Origin of the sequence: Actinomadura violacea (assembly GCF_017573465.1) — a bacterium.
GTDB classification, from domain to species: domain Bacteria; phylum Actinomycetota; class Actinomycetes; order Streptosporangiales; family Streptosporangiaceae; genus Spirillospora; species Spirillospora violacea.
Map to the genome: position 1 here is coordinate 116,929 of NZ_JAGEPF010000022.1, position 17,365 is coordinate 134,293.

12 protein-coding genes are annotated in these 17,365 nt (G+C 74.4%); 3 read left to right on the forward strand and 9 right to left on the reverse strand.

All coding sequences use genetic code 11. The features are described 5' to 3' along the window. Window positions 1-67: 67 nt before the first annotated feature. The 9 genes from J4709_RS33670 to tkt all read right to left on the reverse strand — a co-directional run bounded on the left by J4709_RS33670 (window position 68) and on the right by tkt (window position 13,425). Window positions 68-1,276 (reverse strand): L,D-transpeptidase, encoded by a 1,209-nt coding sequence (locus tag J4709_RS33670; RefSeq protein ID WP_208246882.1) that lies wholly within the window; start codon window positions 1,274-1,276, stop codon window positions 68-70. Between the two features lie 205 nt (window positions 1,277-1,481). After that, window positions 1,482-2,243 carry a 6-phosphogluconolactonase gene (gene pgl / locus J4709_RS33675; protein ID WP_208246884.1) on the reverse strand — a complete coding sequence of 254 codons (762 nt, stop codon included), beginning with the start codon at window positions 2,241-2,243 and terminating at the stop codon, window positions 1,482-1,484. Continuing rightward, a complete protein-coding gene (locus J4709_RS33680) occupies window positions 2,240-3,346 on the reverse strand; it encodes a glucose-6-phosphate dehydrogenase assembly protein OpcA (RefSeq protein WP_208246886.1) in 1,107 nt (368 codons plus the stop codon). The genes pgl and J4709_RS33680 overlap by 4 nt, the downstream gene beginning before the upstream one ends. Next, window positions 3,346-4,872: a glucose-6-phosphate dehydrogenase gene (zwf, locus tag J4709_RS33685; RefSeq protein ID WP_208246888.1), complete on the reverse strand. Its 1,527-nt coding sequence runs from the start codon at window positions 4,870-4,872 to the stop codon at window positions 3,346-3,348. Before zwf ends, J4709_RS33680 begins: the two co-directional genes overlap by 1 nt. Window positions 4,873-5,039: 167 nt before the next feature. Further along, entirely contained in the window at window positions 5,040-6,662 is a 1,623-nt protein-coding gene (locus tag J4709_RS33690) for a glucose-6-phosphate isomerase (RefSeq protein WP_208246890.1), read from the reverse strand. After that, a complete protein-coding gene (locus tag J4709_RS33695) occupies window positions 6,659-8,344 on the reverse strand; it encodes a phosphoheptose isomerase (protein ID WP_208246892.1) in 1,686 nt (561 codons plus the stop codon). The genes J4709_RS33690 and J4709_RS33695 overlap by 4 nt, the downstream gene beginning before the upstream one ends. Before the next feature lie 97 nt (window positions 8,345-8,441). After that, entirely contained in the window at window positions 8,442-10,112 is a 1,671-nt protein-coding gene (locus J4709_RS33700; protein ID WP_208246894.1) for a glucose-6-phosphate isomerase, read from the reverse strand. Continuing rightward, window positions 10,109-11,218 (reverse strand): transaldolase, encoded by a 1,110-nt coding sequence (tal, locus tag J4709_RS33705; protein ID WP_208246898.1) that lies wholly within the window; start codon window positions 11,216-11,218, stop codon window positions 10,109-10,111. The genes J4709_RS33700 and tal overlap by 4 nt, the downstream gene beginning before the upstream one ends. A gap of 80 nt (window positions 11,219-11,298) precedes the next feature. Continuing rightward, the gene (gene tkt, locus J4709_RS33710; protein ID WP_208246900.1) at window positions 11,299-13,425 is read right to left on the reverse strand and encodes a transketolase; all 2,127 of its coding nucleotides are present in this window, start codon (window positions 13,423-13,425) and stop codon (window positions 11,299-11,301) included. Window positions 13,426-14,023: 598 nt separating this feature from the next. On the opposite strand from tkt, the gene J4709_RS33715 reads away from it, so the two are divergent. From J4709_RS33715 to J4709_RS33725, 3 genes are read left to right on the forward strand one after another with little or no spacing between them, the layout of a single operon-like run. Next, window positions 14,024-15,016: a heme o synthase gene (locus J4709_RS33715; RefSeq protein ID WP_208246902.1), complete on the forward strand. Its 993-nt coding sequence runs from the start codon at window positions 14,024-14,026 to the stop codon at window positions 15,014-15,016. A 58-nt stretch (window positions 15,017-15,074) separates the two neighbouring features. Next, complete coding sequence (locus tag J4709_RS33720; RefSeq protein WP_208246904.1) at window positions 15,075-16,298, forward strand: PrsW family intramembrane metalloprotease; 1,224 nt, start codon at window positions 15,075-15,077, stop codon at window positions 16,296-16,298. 47 nt (window positions 16,299-16,345) lie between these two features. Next, window positions 16,346-17,344 carry a COX15/CtaA family protein gene (locus J4709_RS33725; RefSeq protein WP_208246906.1) on the forward strand — a complete coding sequence of 333 codons (999 nt, stop codon included), beginning with the start codon at window positions 16,346-16,348 and terminating at the stop codon, window positions 17,342-17,344. Window positions 17,345-17,365 lie beyond the last annotated feature (21 nt).

Below are 17,365 nucleotides of genomic sequence, written 5' to 3' on the forward strand. Positions count from 1 at the left end.
AGTCTGCCAGCGCGCCTCCCGGGGCACCCCGGAGGGCACCCCGGGCGCGGCGCCGCGGTGCGGCCGGTCAGTTCAGCGGGGCGCCGGTGACGGGCGCGCCGAGCGCGCTGCCCTGCAGCCACTCGCTCCACGACTTCGCCCACGGTGTCGGCCCGTTGCCGAACTGCAGCTTGCGCGACGTCCCCGTCACCTTGACGATGTCGCCCCGGTTGGTGAAGTTGAAGAACCACTTCGCGTCGGTCGGGGAGGCGTTCACGCAGCCGTGGCTGACGTCGGCCACGCCCTGCGAGCCCGTCGACCACGGCGCCGAGTGCACGAACGTCCCGCTGTAGGTCAGCCGCACGTTCCAGTTCGTCGGGATCTTGTACTCGCCGGGGTCGCCGGTCGTCGCCGAGTCCATGATGATGTGCGCCCGCTTCTCCTGCGCGATCATCGTGCCGCTGTAGCTGTCGTGGCCCGGCTTGCCGAGGCTGACCTTCATCGTCCGCACCAGCCTGCCGTTCTCGGTGACCTTGGCGCGGTGCGTGCCGTCGCTGATCGTGGTGATGTGCTTCGCGCCGACGGTGAAGCTCAGCGACCGGTCCTTCATGCCGTAGAGGCCCTCGCCCGCCTTCAGCCCGGCGAGGTGCGCGACGACCTTCACCTTCTCCCCGGACGGCCAGTAGTCGCGGGGGCGGAAGTCGACCTCCTTGTCGTTGATCCACGACCAGGCGCCCTGCACGGGCGTCGACATCCGGACCTCCAGCGCCTTCTCCACGGCCTGCTTGCCGGCCTTGGTGGTCACCGGCCTGGACAGCAGCAGCTGCACCGGCATCCCCACCCCGACCGTCTCGCCGTCCAGCGGCGACATGCCGCTCTCCAGCTTCTTCGCGGGCGTCAGCGTCGTGAACGTCGAGGTCGCCGTGACCTGCTTGCCGCCGTCGCCGGTGCCCTGCGCGGTGACCGTGTACGTGGTGGACGGCCGCAGCGTCCACGACGACCGCCACGAGCTACCGTCGGGCGCGAGCTTGCCCTCCGCCTTCTGGTTCTTGCCGTAGGTGAGGGTGACGCCCGTCAGCTTGCCCTTGTCGGCCTTCACCAGGACGGGCTGGTCCGGTGCGACCTGCTTGGTGCCGGTCGCCGGGCTGATGGCGAGCTTCGCGGCGTCCTCGGCCTTGCCGCCGCCCGAACCGCCGCCGCCCTTGCCGCCCCCGCCGCCGGAGGAGCACCCGGCGACGGTGATCGCCAGAGCCCCGATGATCGCCGCACCCGCCGTCCCGGCCCGACCCTTGCGCATCACCGAACTCCTCACGCTCGACACGCGGAACCTCATGGCCAGGTTATGCGCAGCCCGCGGCGAGGCATGCGTGTGCGGGGGATCGTCCCTGCTTTCTCCTAGGTGGGCAATGGTCCCATCAAGCCGTGAAGGCCGGTGCCGCGCGGCGATCCACGCCGCGCGGCACCGACCCGATGAGATCAACGCCTCACGGGAGGCGGCCGGCTCAGCTCCCGGGGGGAAGCTCCGCGGCGGCGGCCCGGTCCAGCAGGAACAGCGTGGCCTGCCGGCCCCGCGCGCCCGCGCACGGCACCTGCACCGGCCCGGCCTCCGACAGCCCGAGCCGCACCGCCTCCGCCTTCGACCCGCCGGCCGCCAGCACCCACACCTCGTGCGCGGCGCACAGCGACGGGAACGTCAGCGACAGGCGGGTCGGCGGCGGCTTCGGCGCGCCGTGCACCGCCACCACCGGCCGCTCGTCGCGCGTCGCCGGCATCTCCGGGAAAAGCGACGCCACGTGCGCGTCCGGGCCGACGCCGAGCATCAGCACGTCGAACGACGGCACCGGGCCCCGGTCCTCGGGACGGGCGGCCGCGCGCAGCTCGGCGGCGTACCGCTCGGCGGCCGCCTCCGGGTCGTCGCCGTCCGGGCCGTCCGACGCCGGCATCGGATGCACCCGTGCCGGATCGAGGTCCACATGGTCCAGCAGCGCCGCGCGCGCGCCGGTCTCGTTGCGCTCGGGGTCGCCGGACGGCAGGAACCGCTCGTCGCCCCACCACACGTCCAGCCGGCGCCAGTCGACCGCGTCGCGGGCCTCGGCCGCGGCCAGCGCCGCCAGCACCGCCGTGCCGACGCCGCCGCCGGTCAGCACCACCGACGCCGAACCGCGCGCGGCCTGCGCGTCCGCGATCCGCGTCACCAGCCGCGCCGCGGCCGCCTTGGCCAGCAGGTCCTGGTCGCGGTGGACCAGGACCGCCGGGCGGGTCACGCGTCCCCCGACGACTTGCCGCGCGCCGGCTTCTTCCCGCCGGACGGCTTCGACGCCGGCTGCTTCCCCGCGGAGGACTCGGGAGCGGCGGGCAGCCCCTCCTTCTCGGCCTCCTTCTCCGCCTTCCTCGTCGTCGCGGCCTCCTGCGTGCCCGACAGCGGCTCGCTCGCGGTGCCCTCGTCCGACGTCCCGCCCGCCAGGTCCTTGGCGAAGCGGGCCGCCGCCTCCCGGTACACCTCGTCGGGGTCCAGCCGCCGCAGCTCCTCGGCGAGCAGCTCCGACATCGGCCGGCGCATCAGCGCCACCTGCCGGTCCGGCTGGCCGGGGCGGCACAGCGTCGCGACCCGGCCGTCCGGCCGGTGGATCACGATGTCGCCGCCGGTCGTCGTCAGCCGCACCCCGGTGATGCCGGGGCCCTCCGACACCGTCCGCTCCACCGCGACGCCGAGCCGGATCGACAGCCACGCCGCCAGCAGCTCCGCGCTCGGGCTGTCCGGCTCCGCCATCACCTCGCCGGAGACGATCTCGTCGTGGTCCTGGTCGAGCGCCGCGGCCAGCAGCGACCGCCACGCCGTCAGCCGCGTCCAGGTGAAGTCGGTGTCGCCCGGGCTGTAGTTCCCGGCCAGCTGGGCGAGCGTGCCGAGCCGGTCGCGGGCCGCGTAGGCGTCGGTGATCCGCCGCGTCGCGAGCTTGCCGAGCCCGCTCTTGGCCGGCGACTTCGGCACCTTGCCGCCCGGCCACCAGATCACCACCGGCGTGTCGGGCATCAGCAGCGGCACCACCACCGAGTCGGCGTGCTCGGCGAGCGGCCCGTACATCCGCAGCAGCACCGTCTCGCCCGGGCCGGTCTCGCCCATCCGGATCTCGGCGTCCAGCCGCGAGGAGTTGCCGCGCGGGTCGCGGGAGATCACCGTCAGCACCCGGCACGGGTGCTCGCGGGCCGCCTCCGTCGCCGCGCGGACCGCGTCGTACTGCGCCGACTCGTCCGTCACGATGATCAGCGTCAGCACCATGCCGACCGCGGGGCCGCCCATCAGGTGCCGCGACTGCGTCAGCGCGTCCTGGATCTTGCGCGTCGTGGTGCCGGTGAGGTCGATGTTCATCAGAGCCTCCTCCAGGCGCGGCCGTCGCGCGCCATCAGCTCGTCGGCGCTGTCGGGCCCGTAGCCGCCCGACGTGTACTGGTCGAGGCCGCCGCGGCTCGCCCAGTACTCCTCGATCGGGTCGAGGATCCGCCAGGACAGCTCGACCTCCTCCTGCCGCGGGAACAGCGGCGGGTCGCCGATCAGCACGTCCAGCAGCAGCCGCTCGTAGGCCTCCGGGGACGCCTCGGTGAACGACTCGCCGTAGGCGAAGTCCATGTTCACGTCGCGGATCTCCATCGAGGTGCCCGGCACCTTGGAGCCGAACCGGACGGTGATGCCCTCGTCCGGCTGCACCCGCATCACCAGCGCGTTCTGCCCGAGCTCCTCGGTGTCGGTGTGCGAGAACGGCAGGTGCGGCGCCTGCTGGAACACCATCGCCACCTCCGTCACCCGGCGGCTCAGCCGCTTGCCGGTGCGCAGGTAGAACGGGACGCCCGCCCAGCGGCGGTTGTCGATCTCCAGCTTGACCGCCGCGTACGTCTCGGTACGGGAGTCGGCGGGGATGCCGTCCTCCTCCAGGTACCCCTTGACGCTCACGCCGCCCTGCCAGCCCGACGCGTACTGCCCGCGCGCGGTCGAGGTCGTCAGGTCGCCCGGCACCCGCACCGACGAGAGGATCTTCGCCTTCTCGAGCCGGACGGCCTGCGCGCTGAACGACGTCGGCTCCTCCATCGCCGTCAGCGCCAGCAGCTGCAGCAGGTGGTTCTGGATGACGTCGCGGGCCGCGCCGATCCCGTCGTAGTAGCCCGCCCGGCCGCCGATGCCGATGTCCTCGGCCATCGTGATCTGCACGTGGTCGACGTACGAGCGGTTCCACAGCGGCTCGAACATCGTGTTGGCGAACCGCAGCGCCAGGATGTTCTGCACCGTCTCCTTGCCGAGGTAGTGGTCGATCCGGAAGATCGACTCCTCGGGGAAGACGCGGTGCACCGTGTCGTTCAGCTCCACGGCCGTCTTCAGGTCCCGGCCGAACGGCTTCTCGATCACCACCCGCCGCCAGGCGCCCTCCTTGCGGTCGGCGAGGCCGCTGCGCTGCAGCTGCTCCACCACCTGCGGGAAGAACTTCGGCGGGATCGACAGGTAGAAGGCGTAGTTGCCGCCGGTCCCGCGGCTCTCGTCCAGCTCCTTGACCGCCATCGACAGCGCGTCGAAGGCGCCCGGATCGCTGAACTCGCCCGGGACGAAGTGCATGCCCTCCGACAGGTGGGTCCACACGTCCTCGCGGAACGGGGTCCGCGCGTGCGCCTTCACCGACTCGTAGGCGATCTGCCGGAAGTCCTCGTTCTCCCAGTCGCGGCGGGCGAAACCGACCAGCGAGAAGCCCGGCGGCAGCAGCCCCCGGTTCGCCAGGTCGTAGATCGCCGGGAGCAGCTTCTTGCGCGACAGGTCCCCGGTCACGCCGAACAGCACGAGCACGCACGGCCCGGCCACCCGCGGCAGGCGCTTGTCGCGCGGGTCCCGGAGCGGATTGGCTGCGTCGGTCACGTTGCGGCCCCCTCTTCTCGCACCTTGCCTACCCTCACTTGTACTCGCATCCGATCAGACCACGCATCCTGTGTGTCGGCCCCGTGTACTTGACAGTCTTGCCTCTTCCGGGCGGCGCCATCGCCCTTTCCGGGCCGTCTTCCCCGGAGAGCCGCGGTGGCGGAGCCCTACCCGCCCCTGGCGGAGTCGAGCAGCCGGGCGAGGCCCGCCCAGCGGTTCTGCAGGTGCAGCCGGACGACCGGGCGGCCGTCCGAGCGCGCGGCGCGGGCGTCGCCGAGCGCCCGCGCGAGCTGGAGCATGCCGAGCCGGTGGTGCCGGCCGGGGACCGGGACGTCGCGGTCGGCGTTCCCCGTCACCTGCAGGTATACGCCCGCGTCCGGCCGATCGTTTCCGCCCGCGGGGCGCCGGGCGCCCCAGCCGACGGTGACCGGGCGGCGGCAGCGGGCGGCCAGCAGCGCCGCCAGCCGGCGGATCTGCGCGCCCTGCCCGCCCGCCTCGTCCGGGTCGAGATAGGCGACCAGCGCGAGATGCTCGTCCGGGCCGACCGCGGCGGTCAGCGCCGCCAGCAGCGCGCCCAGGTCCGGCGCGCCGGCGAACGCCGGGTCGGCGGTGTGCACCTCGACGGACCGGCCCGGATCGCCGTCCGACAGGACCGGGTCGCCCGTCCCGTCGTCCACCGTCAGCGGGGCGGCGCGGCCCGGCGTCGCCATCGGGTCGCGGTCCAGCAGGTAGGCGGCGACGGCCGCGGCGTACTCCCACACCACGAGCTGCCCGGCGGCCGGGCCGCTCACGGTCGCGTCGTCCTGGTGCGGACGGCCGTCCAGCGTCAGCAGGAACAGGTCGTCGCCGGGCGCCACCGGCAGCCCGCCGCCCTGCACCACCGGCAGGATCCGGCCGCCGGACGCCTCGGTGAGCAGCTGCGCCGCCCAGTCCGCCAGCCCCGGCAGCGCCGCGGAGTAGCCGCCCAGCACGACCGTGCGGCGCCCGGCGCGCGCCGCGCCGCCGAGGATCGCGCCGAGCACCAGCCCGGGGTTGTTCTCCGGACGGGTCAGCGCCGGCAGCACCCGGGTCGCCTCGTCCAGCAGGAGCGACGGGTCGGCGCCGGCGAAGGCCGCCGGCACCAGCGCGTAGGGGGACAGGGCGCCGAACGCGGTCGGCGCGGGCGCCTCGACCAGCGGATGGCCGGCCTCCGCCGCCAGCTTCGCCGGGACGGTCCCCGGCGCGGCCACCGTCACCACCCGCCGCGCGATCTCGGCGGGGGACAGGCCCGCGTCGGCGAGCATCCCGAGGAACACCCGCCGCAGCGCCTCGGTTCCGGGGTCGTCGCCGGTGACGACGACCGCCGTACGGGCCAGCCGGTCCGGGTCGTCGCCGATCCGCAGCACCGGCCCGGGCTCCGGGCCGTCCAGGACGGTCAGCGGCGGGGCGCCGGCGTCCGCCGGCCGCCGGGGACCGGGGGCGCACGCACGGGCGATCAGCTCCGCCGCGCGCGCCGCGGCTCCGCGCCCGAGCAGCGCCACCTCGGTCAGCCCGGCCGCGCGCGCGTCCGCCAGCAGCTCCCCGGCACGGTCCAAAGCGGCCCGCCCGGGCCCCGGCTGGCCGGGCCAGCACAGCGGCCGGCCCTCCACCGCGGCCGTCGCGGCCGACGGCCACAGCGCCGGGTCCTCCGAGGCGAGCCGCACCGGGACCTGGTCGATCCACAGGCGCCCGAGCACCCGCTCGGCGGCCTCCCTGACCGGCCCCCGAGCGGTGATGGCCGTCTCCCCCGAGACGACGGCGGTGAAGCTCACGGCCGCGGACCCGCCCCCGCCACCGCCCGAACGGCCTCGATCAGCCGGCCCGCGCCCTCCACCGGGTTGCGCAGGTGCAGCCGCACCACCGGCAGCCGCCGCTGCCGCAGCGCCCGGACCTCGCCCAGCGCGCGCGCCAGCTGCAGCTTCGCCAGCCCGTACGGCCGCCCGGGCACCGGATGCGCCGCGAGCGTGTCGCCCGGCGCCGGATCGCCCGTGATCACCAGGAACGCGCCGTTGCCCGGCCCGTCCTTGTGGATCGGCCCGGTGGCGTGCGGGTACGCCGGGCCCGGCCCGTACACGACCGGCCGCCCGGCGGCGCGCGACAGCGACGGCGCCAGGTAGCGGCCCGAGAAGTCGCCCGACAGGTACGTCAGCACCGACAGGTAGCCGTCGGCGGGCACCGAGGCGATCAGCCCCCCGAGCACCGTCCCGAGGTCGGCGCCGGACGGCCACGCGAAGTCGGCGTGCACCTCGATGTCGTCCTCGACGTACACCGGCCGCCCGGTGGGCAGCGGCCCCGGGCCCGCCGAGCGCAGCAGCGTCGCCGCGTCGTCCTCGGCCTCCTGGGCGGCCGCGCTGCCCGCCTCGAACGGGTTGACGCCGAGCAGCCACCCGGCGACGGCCGTCGCGTACTCCCAGAGCACGAACTGCGCGCCGAGCGGCGCCCACACCGAGGTGTCGGCCTCCTCCTGCGCCGCCGACCGCGGATTGATCGACACCCCGTGCAGGTCGGGGAAGCCGCCCTTGCCGCCCGGCGGCTCGAACGCCAGCACGCCGCGGCCCCGCTTGCCGGTGCCGACCGCCAGCAGCTGCGCGATCCAGGCGCTGAGCGCCCCGGGCCCGCCGGGCTCGCGCAGCACCACCTTGTCGCGGGTGACGCCGCCCGGCCCCTGCTGGGCGCAGCCGCCGAGGACGGCGCCGAGCAGCAGCCCCGGGTTGTCCTCGTCCTTGGCCAGCGACGGCACCAGCGACGCCGCCTCCTCCAGCAGCCGCCCCGCGTCGGCGCCCGCCAGCACCGCCGGGACGAGCCCGTACGCCGACAGCGCGCCGAAGTGCCCGGGCAGGTACGGGTCGGTGAGCCCGATCCGGTAGCCGCACTGGCGGGCGAAGTCGTGCAGCGGGCTGCCGTGGTCGGTGATCACCAGGAAGCGGCCCGCGATCTCGCGCTCGGACAGGCCCCGCTCGCGGAACGCGCCCGCGAAGATCCGCCGGTAGGCGTCGCCCTCCAGCGACACGCCCGCCTTGCTGGCCAGCACGACCAGCGTCCGGTCCAGCCGCTCGAGCGCGAACGCCAGCGCGGCGGTGTCACTGCCGTCCAGCACGGTCAGCCCGCCCGCCGGGCCGGGCGGCGCGCCGCCCCCGCCGGCGAGGGCGGGCGCGTGCGCCTCCATGATCGCCTGGGCGGCGAGGCTCTCCGCGCCCACCCCGATCAGCACGATGTGGTCCAGGCCGGAGTAGCGCGCCTCGGCGACCATCCCGTCCACCTGCTTGAGCAGCCCGCGCGAGGCGAACGGCAGGTCGAGCCAGCCCAGCCTGCTGTGGTCGACCGCGCGCCGCCCCCACAGCCGCGGGTCCTTCGCGGCGAGCGCGCCCGGAACGCCGCAGCCGACGAGGTAGTCCCTCGCCTGCAGCGCCGAGTCGAGCACGTCGCCGCGCGTCAGTACGTCGAATCCGGACACGCTTCCCTCCTGCCCCCTATCGTTTCAGGAGAGAAAGGGCATCCGCGACCATCTCCATCGATCTTCTGCCTCCGGTTGCCGAACCGGACGCGGAAGATCAGCCGAGCGCGTCGATCAGCTGCGCGACGCCCTCGGCGCGGTCGCGCAGATGGAGCCGGAACGCCGGACGGCCGAGCGAGCGCAGCACCCGCTGGTCGCCGAACGCCTGCGCCAGCTGCAGCTCGCCGAGCGTGAAGGGCCGTCCGGGCACCGGGACGTCGTCGGTCACCGCGCCCGTGACCTGCAGGAACGTGCCGTTGCGCGGCCCGCCCTTGTGGTACTGGCCGGTCGCGTGCAGGTACCGCGGGCCCCAGCCGAACGTGACCGGCGCCGGATGGCGGCGCAGCCCGGCGCCCCGGGCCGCCAGCAGCGGCCGCAGCCCGGCGGCCGCCGCGTCCCCGGAACGGTCCAGATAGGCCAGGACGGCGAGGTAGCCGCGGTCCGGGACGCCCTCAAGGAACGCCTCCAGCGCCTCCGCGAGCGTCTTCGCGCCGCGCAGCGACTCCTCGGGCGCGTGCACCTCCACCGCGTCCGACACCAGCGCGGGCGGCCGCCGCACGACCGTCGGCGCCGCGCCCTCCTCCGAGCGCAGCAGCGCCGCCGTCGCCTCCCGCGACTCGCCGACGTCCGGCTCGGCGAACGGGTCGACGCCCATCACCCGGGCGGCCACCGCCACCGCGTACTCCCACAGCAGGAACTGCGCGCCGAGCGGGCCCGCCACGCTCGCGCCCGCCTCGCGGCCCGGGCCCGGCTCGTCCGGGCGGCGGCCGAGGATCACCCGCCGCAGGTCGCCGGTCAGCTCGAAGCCGGGGGACTCCACGCCCTCCACCACGACGGGCAGCAGCCCCCGGCCGTCCTTGCCGAGCGCGCCCGCCACCAGCTGCTCCGCCCAGCCGGCGAAGCCGTGCAGGCCGGAGCCGTGGTCGGCGATGACGAGCTTGTCGCGGCCGCCGAGCGCCGACGAGCCGAGCGCGGCGCCGAGCGCCAGCGCCGGGTTGTCGTAGGGCTGGCGCAGCACCCCCGCGAACCGCTCAGCCTCGTCCAGCAGGGCGAGGACGTCCACGCCCGCGAGCGCCGCGGGCACCAGCGCCGCGGAGCCGAGCGCCCCGAACCGGCCGTCGACGTCGGTCTCGGCCTCCACGAAGTGGTGGCCGACCTCGCGGGCGGCGCGCTCCGGCTCCGACCCGGGCCCGGCCACCACGACGAAGCGGCGGGCCAGCTCCGCCCGGCCCAGCCCCGCCTCGGCGAACGCCTTCCCGAACACGCGCCGCAGCGACTGCGCCTCGACGCCGTCGCCCGCGACGACCACGAGGGTCCGGTCGAGGCCGTCGGCCAGGACGCCGGAGACCTCGTGCGGGTCGGTGGAGTCCAGGACGACCATCTCGGCGCCGGGCCCCCTGCGGGCCGCCGTCCGGTGGATCGTCTCGGCGGCGATCGCGGACCCGCCCGCGCCCACCACCACGATCCGGTCCAGGCCCGCGTCGCGGAACCCCTCCGCCGGTCCGGCGAGCCGGGCCGGCAGGGACCGCGAGGTCTCCGGCAGGCCCAGCCAGCCCAGCCGGCGGGCGGCCAGCGGGGCCGCGTCCGGGCCCCACAGCTTGGCGTTGCGGGACGTCAGCGAGCTCGGCACGCCGTCGGAGGCGAGACGGTCCAGGACCGTCTCGCTCTCGTCGACGACGGCGCCGCGGATGGTGACCGAGATCCCCCCGGCGGTCACCACCGACGTCACGCGCTCTTGTCCTTCAGCTCGCCCTCGATGGAGCCGAGCAGCTCCTTCCAGGACGCCTCGAACTTCTCGACGCCCTCCTCCTCGAGGACCCGCACGACGTCGTCGTAGTCGACGCCCGCGTCCTTGAGCGCCGCCATGTGCGCGCGGGCGTCGTCATAGGCGCCCCGGACGGTGTCGCCGCGCAGCTGCCCGTGGTCGGCCTCCGCCACCAGCGTCGCCTCCGGCATGGTGTTGACCGTGCCGGGGGCCACCAGCTCGTCCACGTACAGGGTGTCGGCCAGGTCCGGGTCCTTCACGCCGGTCGAGGCCCACAGCGGACGCTGCGGGCGGGCGCCCGCGTCCTTCAGCGCCTTCCACCGGTCGGTGCCGAAATTCTCCTCGTACAGCGCGTACGCCAGCCGCGCGTTCGCCAGGCCGGCCTTGGACCGCAGGGCCTTGGCCTCGTCCGAGCCGACCTTGTCGAGCCGCTTGTCGATCTCGGTGTCGACCCGGCTGACGAAGAACGACGCCACCGACGCGATCTTCGACAGGTCGTGCCCGTTCGCCCGGGCCTTCTCCAGGCCCTCGAAGAACGCGTCGATCACCTTGCCGTAGCGCTCCAGCGAGAAGATCAGCGTCACGTTCACGCTGATGCCCTGCGCCAGCGTCTGGGCGATCGCCGGCAGGCCCTCCTCGGTCGCCGGGATCTTGATGAACAGGTTCGGCCGGTCCACCATCCACCACAGCGCGCGCGCCTCGGCCACCGTCTTCTCGGTCTCGCGGGCCAGCCGCGGGTCGACCTCGATCGACACCCGGCCGTCCAGGCCGTCGGTCCGGTCGTAGACGGGGCGCAGCACGTCGCAGCCCCAGCGGATGTCGTAGGTGGTGATCGCGCGGGACGCCTCCTCGACGTCCACGCCGCGCACCGCCAGGTCGCGGACCTGCTCGTCGTAGGCGCTGCCCTTGCTCAGCGCCTTGGCGAAGATCGTCGGGTTGGAGGTGACGCCGACGACGTGCTTGTCCTTGACCAGCTGCTCCAGGTTCCCGGTGCGCAGCCGCTCCCGGCTGATGTCGTCCAGCCAGATCGACACGCCCTCGTCCGAGAGCGCCTTCAGGATGTCACTCATCGCTTTCTCCTCGTCGTCGAGTTCCGCGGGGGGGTCGGCCGCGCCGGCCCGGTCCGCCGGGGGCGGACCGGGCCGCCGGCCTAGTTGCCGGTGGTCTCGCCGCGCCCGGCGCCCGGCGCCGCGGACCTGATCAGGCTGGCCTTCGCCGCCGCCACGATCCGCTCGGCGGTGATGCCGAACTGCTCGAACAGCGTCTTGTAGTCGGCGGACGCGCCGAAGTGCTCCAGGCTCACCGGGACGCCGCAGTCGCCGATGAACGCGCGCCAGCCGAGCGCGATCCCGGCCTCCACCGACACGCGCGCGCGCACGCCCGGCGGCAGCACCTGCTGCTTGTAGGCGTCGGTCTGCTCCTCGAACCACTCCACGCACGGCATCGACACGACCCGGGTCGGGGTGCCCTCGGCCTGCAGTGTCTCCCGCGCCTCCAGCGCGAGCTGCACCTCGCTGCCGGTCGCGATGATGATCACCTCGGGGTGGCCGCCCTCGGCGTCCACCAGCACGTAGCCGCCCTTGGCGACGCCGTCGGCGGAGGCGATCGCGCCGTCGCGCTCCAGCGTCGGCAGCTTCTGGCGGCTCAGCGCGAGGCCCGCCGGGCGGTCGCCGTGCTCCAGCACGGTCCGCCACGCGACCGCCGTCTCGTTGGCGTCCGCGGGGCGCACCACGTCCAGCCCGGGGATCGCCCGCAGCGCCCACAGGTGCTCGACCGGCTGGTGCGTCGGGCCGTCCTCGCCGAGGCCGATGGAGTCGTGCGTCCACACGTAGGTGACCGGCAGCCTCATCAGCGCCGCGAGCCGGACCGCCGGCCGCATGTAGTCGCTGAAGATCAGGAACGTGCCCGCGTACGGGCGGGTGCCGCCGTGCAGCGCGATGCCGTTGCAGATCGCGCCCATCGCGTGCTCGCGGACGCCGAAGTGCAGCGTCCGGCCGTACCGGTCGCCGGGGAACTCCTTGGTCTGGAACTCCTCGGGGATGAAGGACGGCTGGCCCTTCATCGTGGTGTTGTTGCTCTCGGCGAGGTCGGCCGACCCGCCCCACAGCTCCGGCAGCACCGGCGCCAGCGCCGTCAGCACCTCGCCGGACGCCGCGCGCGTCGCCAGGTCCTTGCCGGCGGCGAACTCCGGCAGGCTCGTCTCCCAGCCGGCCGGCAGCCGGCGCGCGCCGATCCGGTCGAACTCGGCGGCGCGCTCGGGGTTCGCCGACCGCCACGCCTGGTACGCCTTCTCCCAGCGCTCGTGCTGCGCCCGGCCCCGGTCGCAGACCTCGCGGGCGTGCGCCAGCACCTCGTCGGGGACGAGGAACGACTCGGCCGGGTCCAGGCCGAGGATCCGCTTGGTCGCGGCGACCTCGTCGGCGCCGATCGCCGAACCGTGGATCTTGCCGGTGTTCTTCTTGTTCGGCGCCGGCCAGCCGATGATCGTGCGCAGCGCGATGAACGAGGGCCGGGCCGTCTCGGCCTTGGCCGCCGCGAACGCCTCCGCCAGCGCGGCCACGTTCTCCTCGTAGTCGCCGTTGACGGTCCAGTCGACGTGGTGGACGTCCCAGCCGTACGCCTCGTAGCGGGCCCGCACGTCCTCCGACAGCGCGATCGCGGTGTCGTCCTCGATCGAGATGTGGTTGTCGTCGTACATCAGGATCAGGTTGCCGAGCCGCTGGTGGCCCGCCAGGGCGCTCGCCTCGTGGCTGATGCCCTCCTCGATGTCGCCGTCGGACGCGAACGCCCAGATGGTGTGGTCGAAGGGGGACTCGCCCGCCGGCGCGTCCGGGTCGAACAGGCCGCGCTCGCGGCGGGCGGCCATCGCCATCCCCACCGCGTTCGCGATGCCCTGGCCCAGCGGCCCGGTGGTGGTCTCCACGCCCGCGGTGTGCCCGTGCTCGGGGTGGCCCGGGGTGAGGCTGCCCCACTTGCGCAGCGACTTCAGGTCGTCCAGCGTCAGCGGGTAGCCCGAAAGGTAGAGCTGGATGTAAAGGGTCAGGCTGGAGTGCCCGCAGGACAGGACGAACCTGTCCCGGCCGGCCCAGTCCGGGTCCGTCGGGTCGTGCCGAAGGAACCGCTGGAACAGAAGGTAGGCGGCCGGCGCAAGGCTCATGGCCGTACCGGGGTGGCCGGAGCCCGCCTCCTCGACCGCGTCCATGGCGAGGGCGCGGATGACGTCCACCGCCCGCTTGTCCAGGTCGGACCATTCAAACGTGCTGCTGTCCCTGCTCACGGAACGCCAGGCTCCTCTCGAACCGCTGTCGTACAGAGTTCATTAGCGATGTGCCGCCGCGCGGCATGACCGGCGCACGTGCCGCGGCCCCCTGTTGCCGCAACGTCCGGCGGCGCCGTCCGTCTTCCCTCGGGCCCCCTTGCGGCCACCTTCCGTGGCCTCGCGAAGATCATGCCGCGCCCTCGGCGAGCCTATCGCGCGGGCGGGCCGCCGCAGGCGAGAGCGCGAACACGGCGAAACGCCGCCGCCGCCCGCGCCAGGCCCGCGCCGCTTCCCTGCACCCTTGCCCGATCGGTTCGCGGGCTAACCCCCCGCGCGGGGGATACCGAGGGGGGAACGGGTTTGCGCCCCCGCGCCCGGGGGACGGCCCCGGGAATGGGTCCTGCGCACGGGCTCCGGCGCGTCCGGTGCCCCGGTGCACGCCCCTGGCAGGGGTCGGACTACAGTGATTGCGCGGCCGACGACGGGCGGCCGCGGTAGTCGGACCAAGCAGGATCACCAAGCCGAAGTTGCACTCGACCGAGGCCGGCCCGGATCGCGGGGGCGCCGCCGAGGTGGTACGCGATTTCCTCATGCCTAGTTGGACGTGGACCCGATTGTGACGGTGCTCAGTAACAAGCGCGGGGTCGAGCTCGACGAGCCGCTCGACGAGCGGTCGCCGGGGGCGCCCGCCGCGCCGGAGCCGGTGGCCGAGACGGCCGGCCGGTCGATCGGCGCCAGCGTGCGCGCCTACGTGGCGCTCACCAAGCCGCGCGTGATCGAGCTGCTCTTGATCACCACGATCCCGGTGATGTTCCTCGCCCAGCGCGGCGTGCCGCCGCTGTCGACGGTGCTGCTGACCTTCTCCTTCGGGGCGATGTCCGCCGGCGCCGCGAACGCGATCAACTGCTACATCGACCGCGACATCGACGTCAAGATGCGCCGCACCCGGCGCCGCCCGCTGGCCCGCGCGCAGGTCACCCCGGCCCGCGCGCTGGTGTTCGGGATCACGCTGGCGCTGGTGTCCACGGCCGGGTTCTTCTTCACCGTCAACCCGCTGTCGGCCGCCGGGTCGCTGTTCGCGATCCTGTTCTACGTCTTCGTCTACTCGCTGCTGCTCAAGCGGCGGACGTCGCAGAACGTGGTGTGGGGCGGCATCGCCGGCTGCATGCCCGTCCTCATCGGCTGGACGGCGATCACCAACGGCCTCGCCTGGACGCCGTTCGTGCTGTTCGGCGTCGTGTTCCTGTGGACGCCGCCGCACACCTGGACGCTCGCGATGCGCTACCGCGAGGACTACGCGGTGGCCAAGGTGCCGATGCTGCCGGTCGTCGCGACCGAGCGCCGCGTCATCACCGAGAGCCTCGTCTACAGCTACGCCACCGTCGCGTGCTCGCTCGCGCTGTGGCCCGTCGCGGGCATGGGCCCGGTGTACGGGGCCGTCGCCGTCGTCCTCGGCCTGGTCTTCCTCGGCGAGGGGCACCGGCTGCTGAAGGCCGTCCGCGCGGGCGTGACCGGCGTGCACCTGCGGCCGATGCGCTTCTTCCACCTATCGAACGTGTACCTGGCGCTGCTGTTCACCGCCGTCGCGGTCGACCCGCTCCTGCACTGAGCCCCGCCGGACGCGCCGGACCCTCCGGGGACCTGCGCGGACCGGTTACGCTCACGTCATGGCGCGCGTGGACCCCAAGGCCGTTCTCGAAGGCCGGATCCCCGGCCGGCCCCCGGTCGGCCTGATCGTCGGGCTGACCGTCTCATCGCTGTGCGTGGTGCTCGCGCTCGCCGCCGACGTGCTGTCGGGCGGCGCCGGGTTCTGGGTCGGGGTCGTCCTGGCGATCCTGCCGATCCCGGCGCTGGTGGCGCTCGCCCTCACCCTCGACCGGCTGGAGCCCGAGCCGCCGCGCGCCCTCGTCTTCGCGTTCATGTGGGGCGCGGGCGTCGCCGTCCTCGGCGCGCTGGTCCTCAACACCCTCGGCCTGCTGTACGTCACCGTCCCGATCTTCGGCGAGACCAAGGGGCACTTCGTCAGCGCCACCTTCGGCGCGCCCGTCATCGAGGAGTCGCTGAAGGGCGCCGTGCTGATCGGCATGCTGTGGTTCCGCCGCAACGAGATCGACGGCTTCGCCGACGGCATCATCTACGCCGCCATGGTCGGCCTCGGCTTCGCGATGATGGAGAACATCACCTACTACATGCGGGCCTTCGACGACGGCGGCGCCCAGCAGCTCCAGACGGTGTTCATCCTGCGCGGCCTGATCGCGCCCCTCAGCCACCCGCTGTTCACCTCGATGACCGGCCTCGGCATCGCCTACGCCGCCACCCACCGGCGCGGCCAGATCCTCGCGCCCGCCCTGGGGCTGCTCGGCGCGATGATCCTGCACGGCCTGTGGAACGGCGCGACGACCTTCGGGCTCGGCGGCCTCGGCATCGTGTACCTCCTCGACTTCGGCGTCCTGGTCACGCTGATCGTCATCGTCTCCGTCGAGCGGCGGCACACCGTCCGCCGCATCGAGGCGTACCTGCCGATGTACTCCGGCACCGGCCTGGTGACCCCGCAGGACGTGCGGATGCTGCGCTCCATCCCGTCGCGGCGCGCCGCCCGCCGCTGGGCCAAGTCCGTCGGCGGGCCGCCCGCCGCCCGCGCGATGGTCGACTACCAGCTCGCCGCCACCGAGCTGGCGCTGCTGCACAAGCGCGTCGACCGCGGCAACGCCGAGCCGCACTGGTTCGCGGCCCGCCGCGACTCCCTCCTCGGGCTGATGTCGCTGGCGCGGCAGGCCTTCCTGCGGACGCCCCAGCGCGGCGGGCCGGCGCTCGCCGGGACGCCGCCGTGGGCGCCGCAGGGCCCGTCCGGCTTCCTGCCGCCGCCCCCGCCCGGCCCGTACACGCGGTAACCGGGGGGTGCGTCGGGGGCACGGGACGGCGGCCATACGATTGACGGGTGGCTGAGCGAAAGTCGTCGACGAACCCGCTGATCCGTGCCCGGGACGCCGTCTGGCACCCCACCCCCGGGTCGGTGCGGCTGCTGGCGCTGCTCGGCGTCATCGGCAACGTGGTGATCGTGGTCAGCGGCGGCCTCGTCCGGCTCACCGAGTCGGGGCTCGGCTGCCCGGAGTGGCCGCGCTGCTCGGGCGACAGCCTCGTCCCCACCCACAACGCCGACCACCACGCGTTCAACATGGCGGTCGAGTTCGGCAACCGGCTGATCACCTTCGTGGTGCTGGCGATCGGCGTGCTGGTGTTCGTCGCCGCGCTGCGCCTCGTCCCGCGCCGCCGCGACCTGGTCTGGTGGTCGCTCGCCCAGCCGATGAGCGTCGTCGCGCAGGCCGTCATCGGCGGCATCGTGGTGCTCACCGACCTGAACCCGGCCGCGGTGTCGGCGCACTTCCTGGTCTCGCCGGCGCTGCTGGTGTTCTGCGTGGCGCTGTGGGTGCGCGCGGGCGAGGGCGACGCCCCGGCCCGGCCCCTCGCCGGCGCCTGGACGCGCCGGCTCGGCGCGCTGCTGCTGGTCGCCGCGGCGGCCGTGCTCGTCGCGGGCACCGTCGTCACCGGCACCGGCCCGCACGCGGGCGACGCCAAGTCGCACCGGTACGGCTTCAACATCGAGGACGTGGCGCGCGTCCACGGCGAGCTCGCCTGGGTCACGATCGCGTTCACGATCGCCGTCACCATCGCGCTGTACCGCACCGGCGGCCCCGCCGCCGCCAAGCGCCGCGCGTGGGAGCTGATCGCGCTGATCGTCGCGCAGGGCGCCGTCGGCTACACGCAGTACTTCCTCGGCGTCCCGGCCGGGCTCGTGCTGCTGCACATGCTCGGCGCGGTGCTGATGTGGATCGCGGCGTTCCGGCTGTTCTTCGCGCTCCGCGACCGCGGCCCCATGCCGGACGCGCAGCCGCGCACGGTGGCGGCGCGTCCCGCCGAGGCCCCGCAGCCCGCCTGAGCCGCCCCGGCGGGCGCGCGC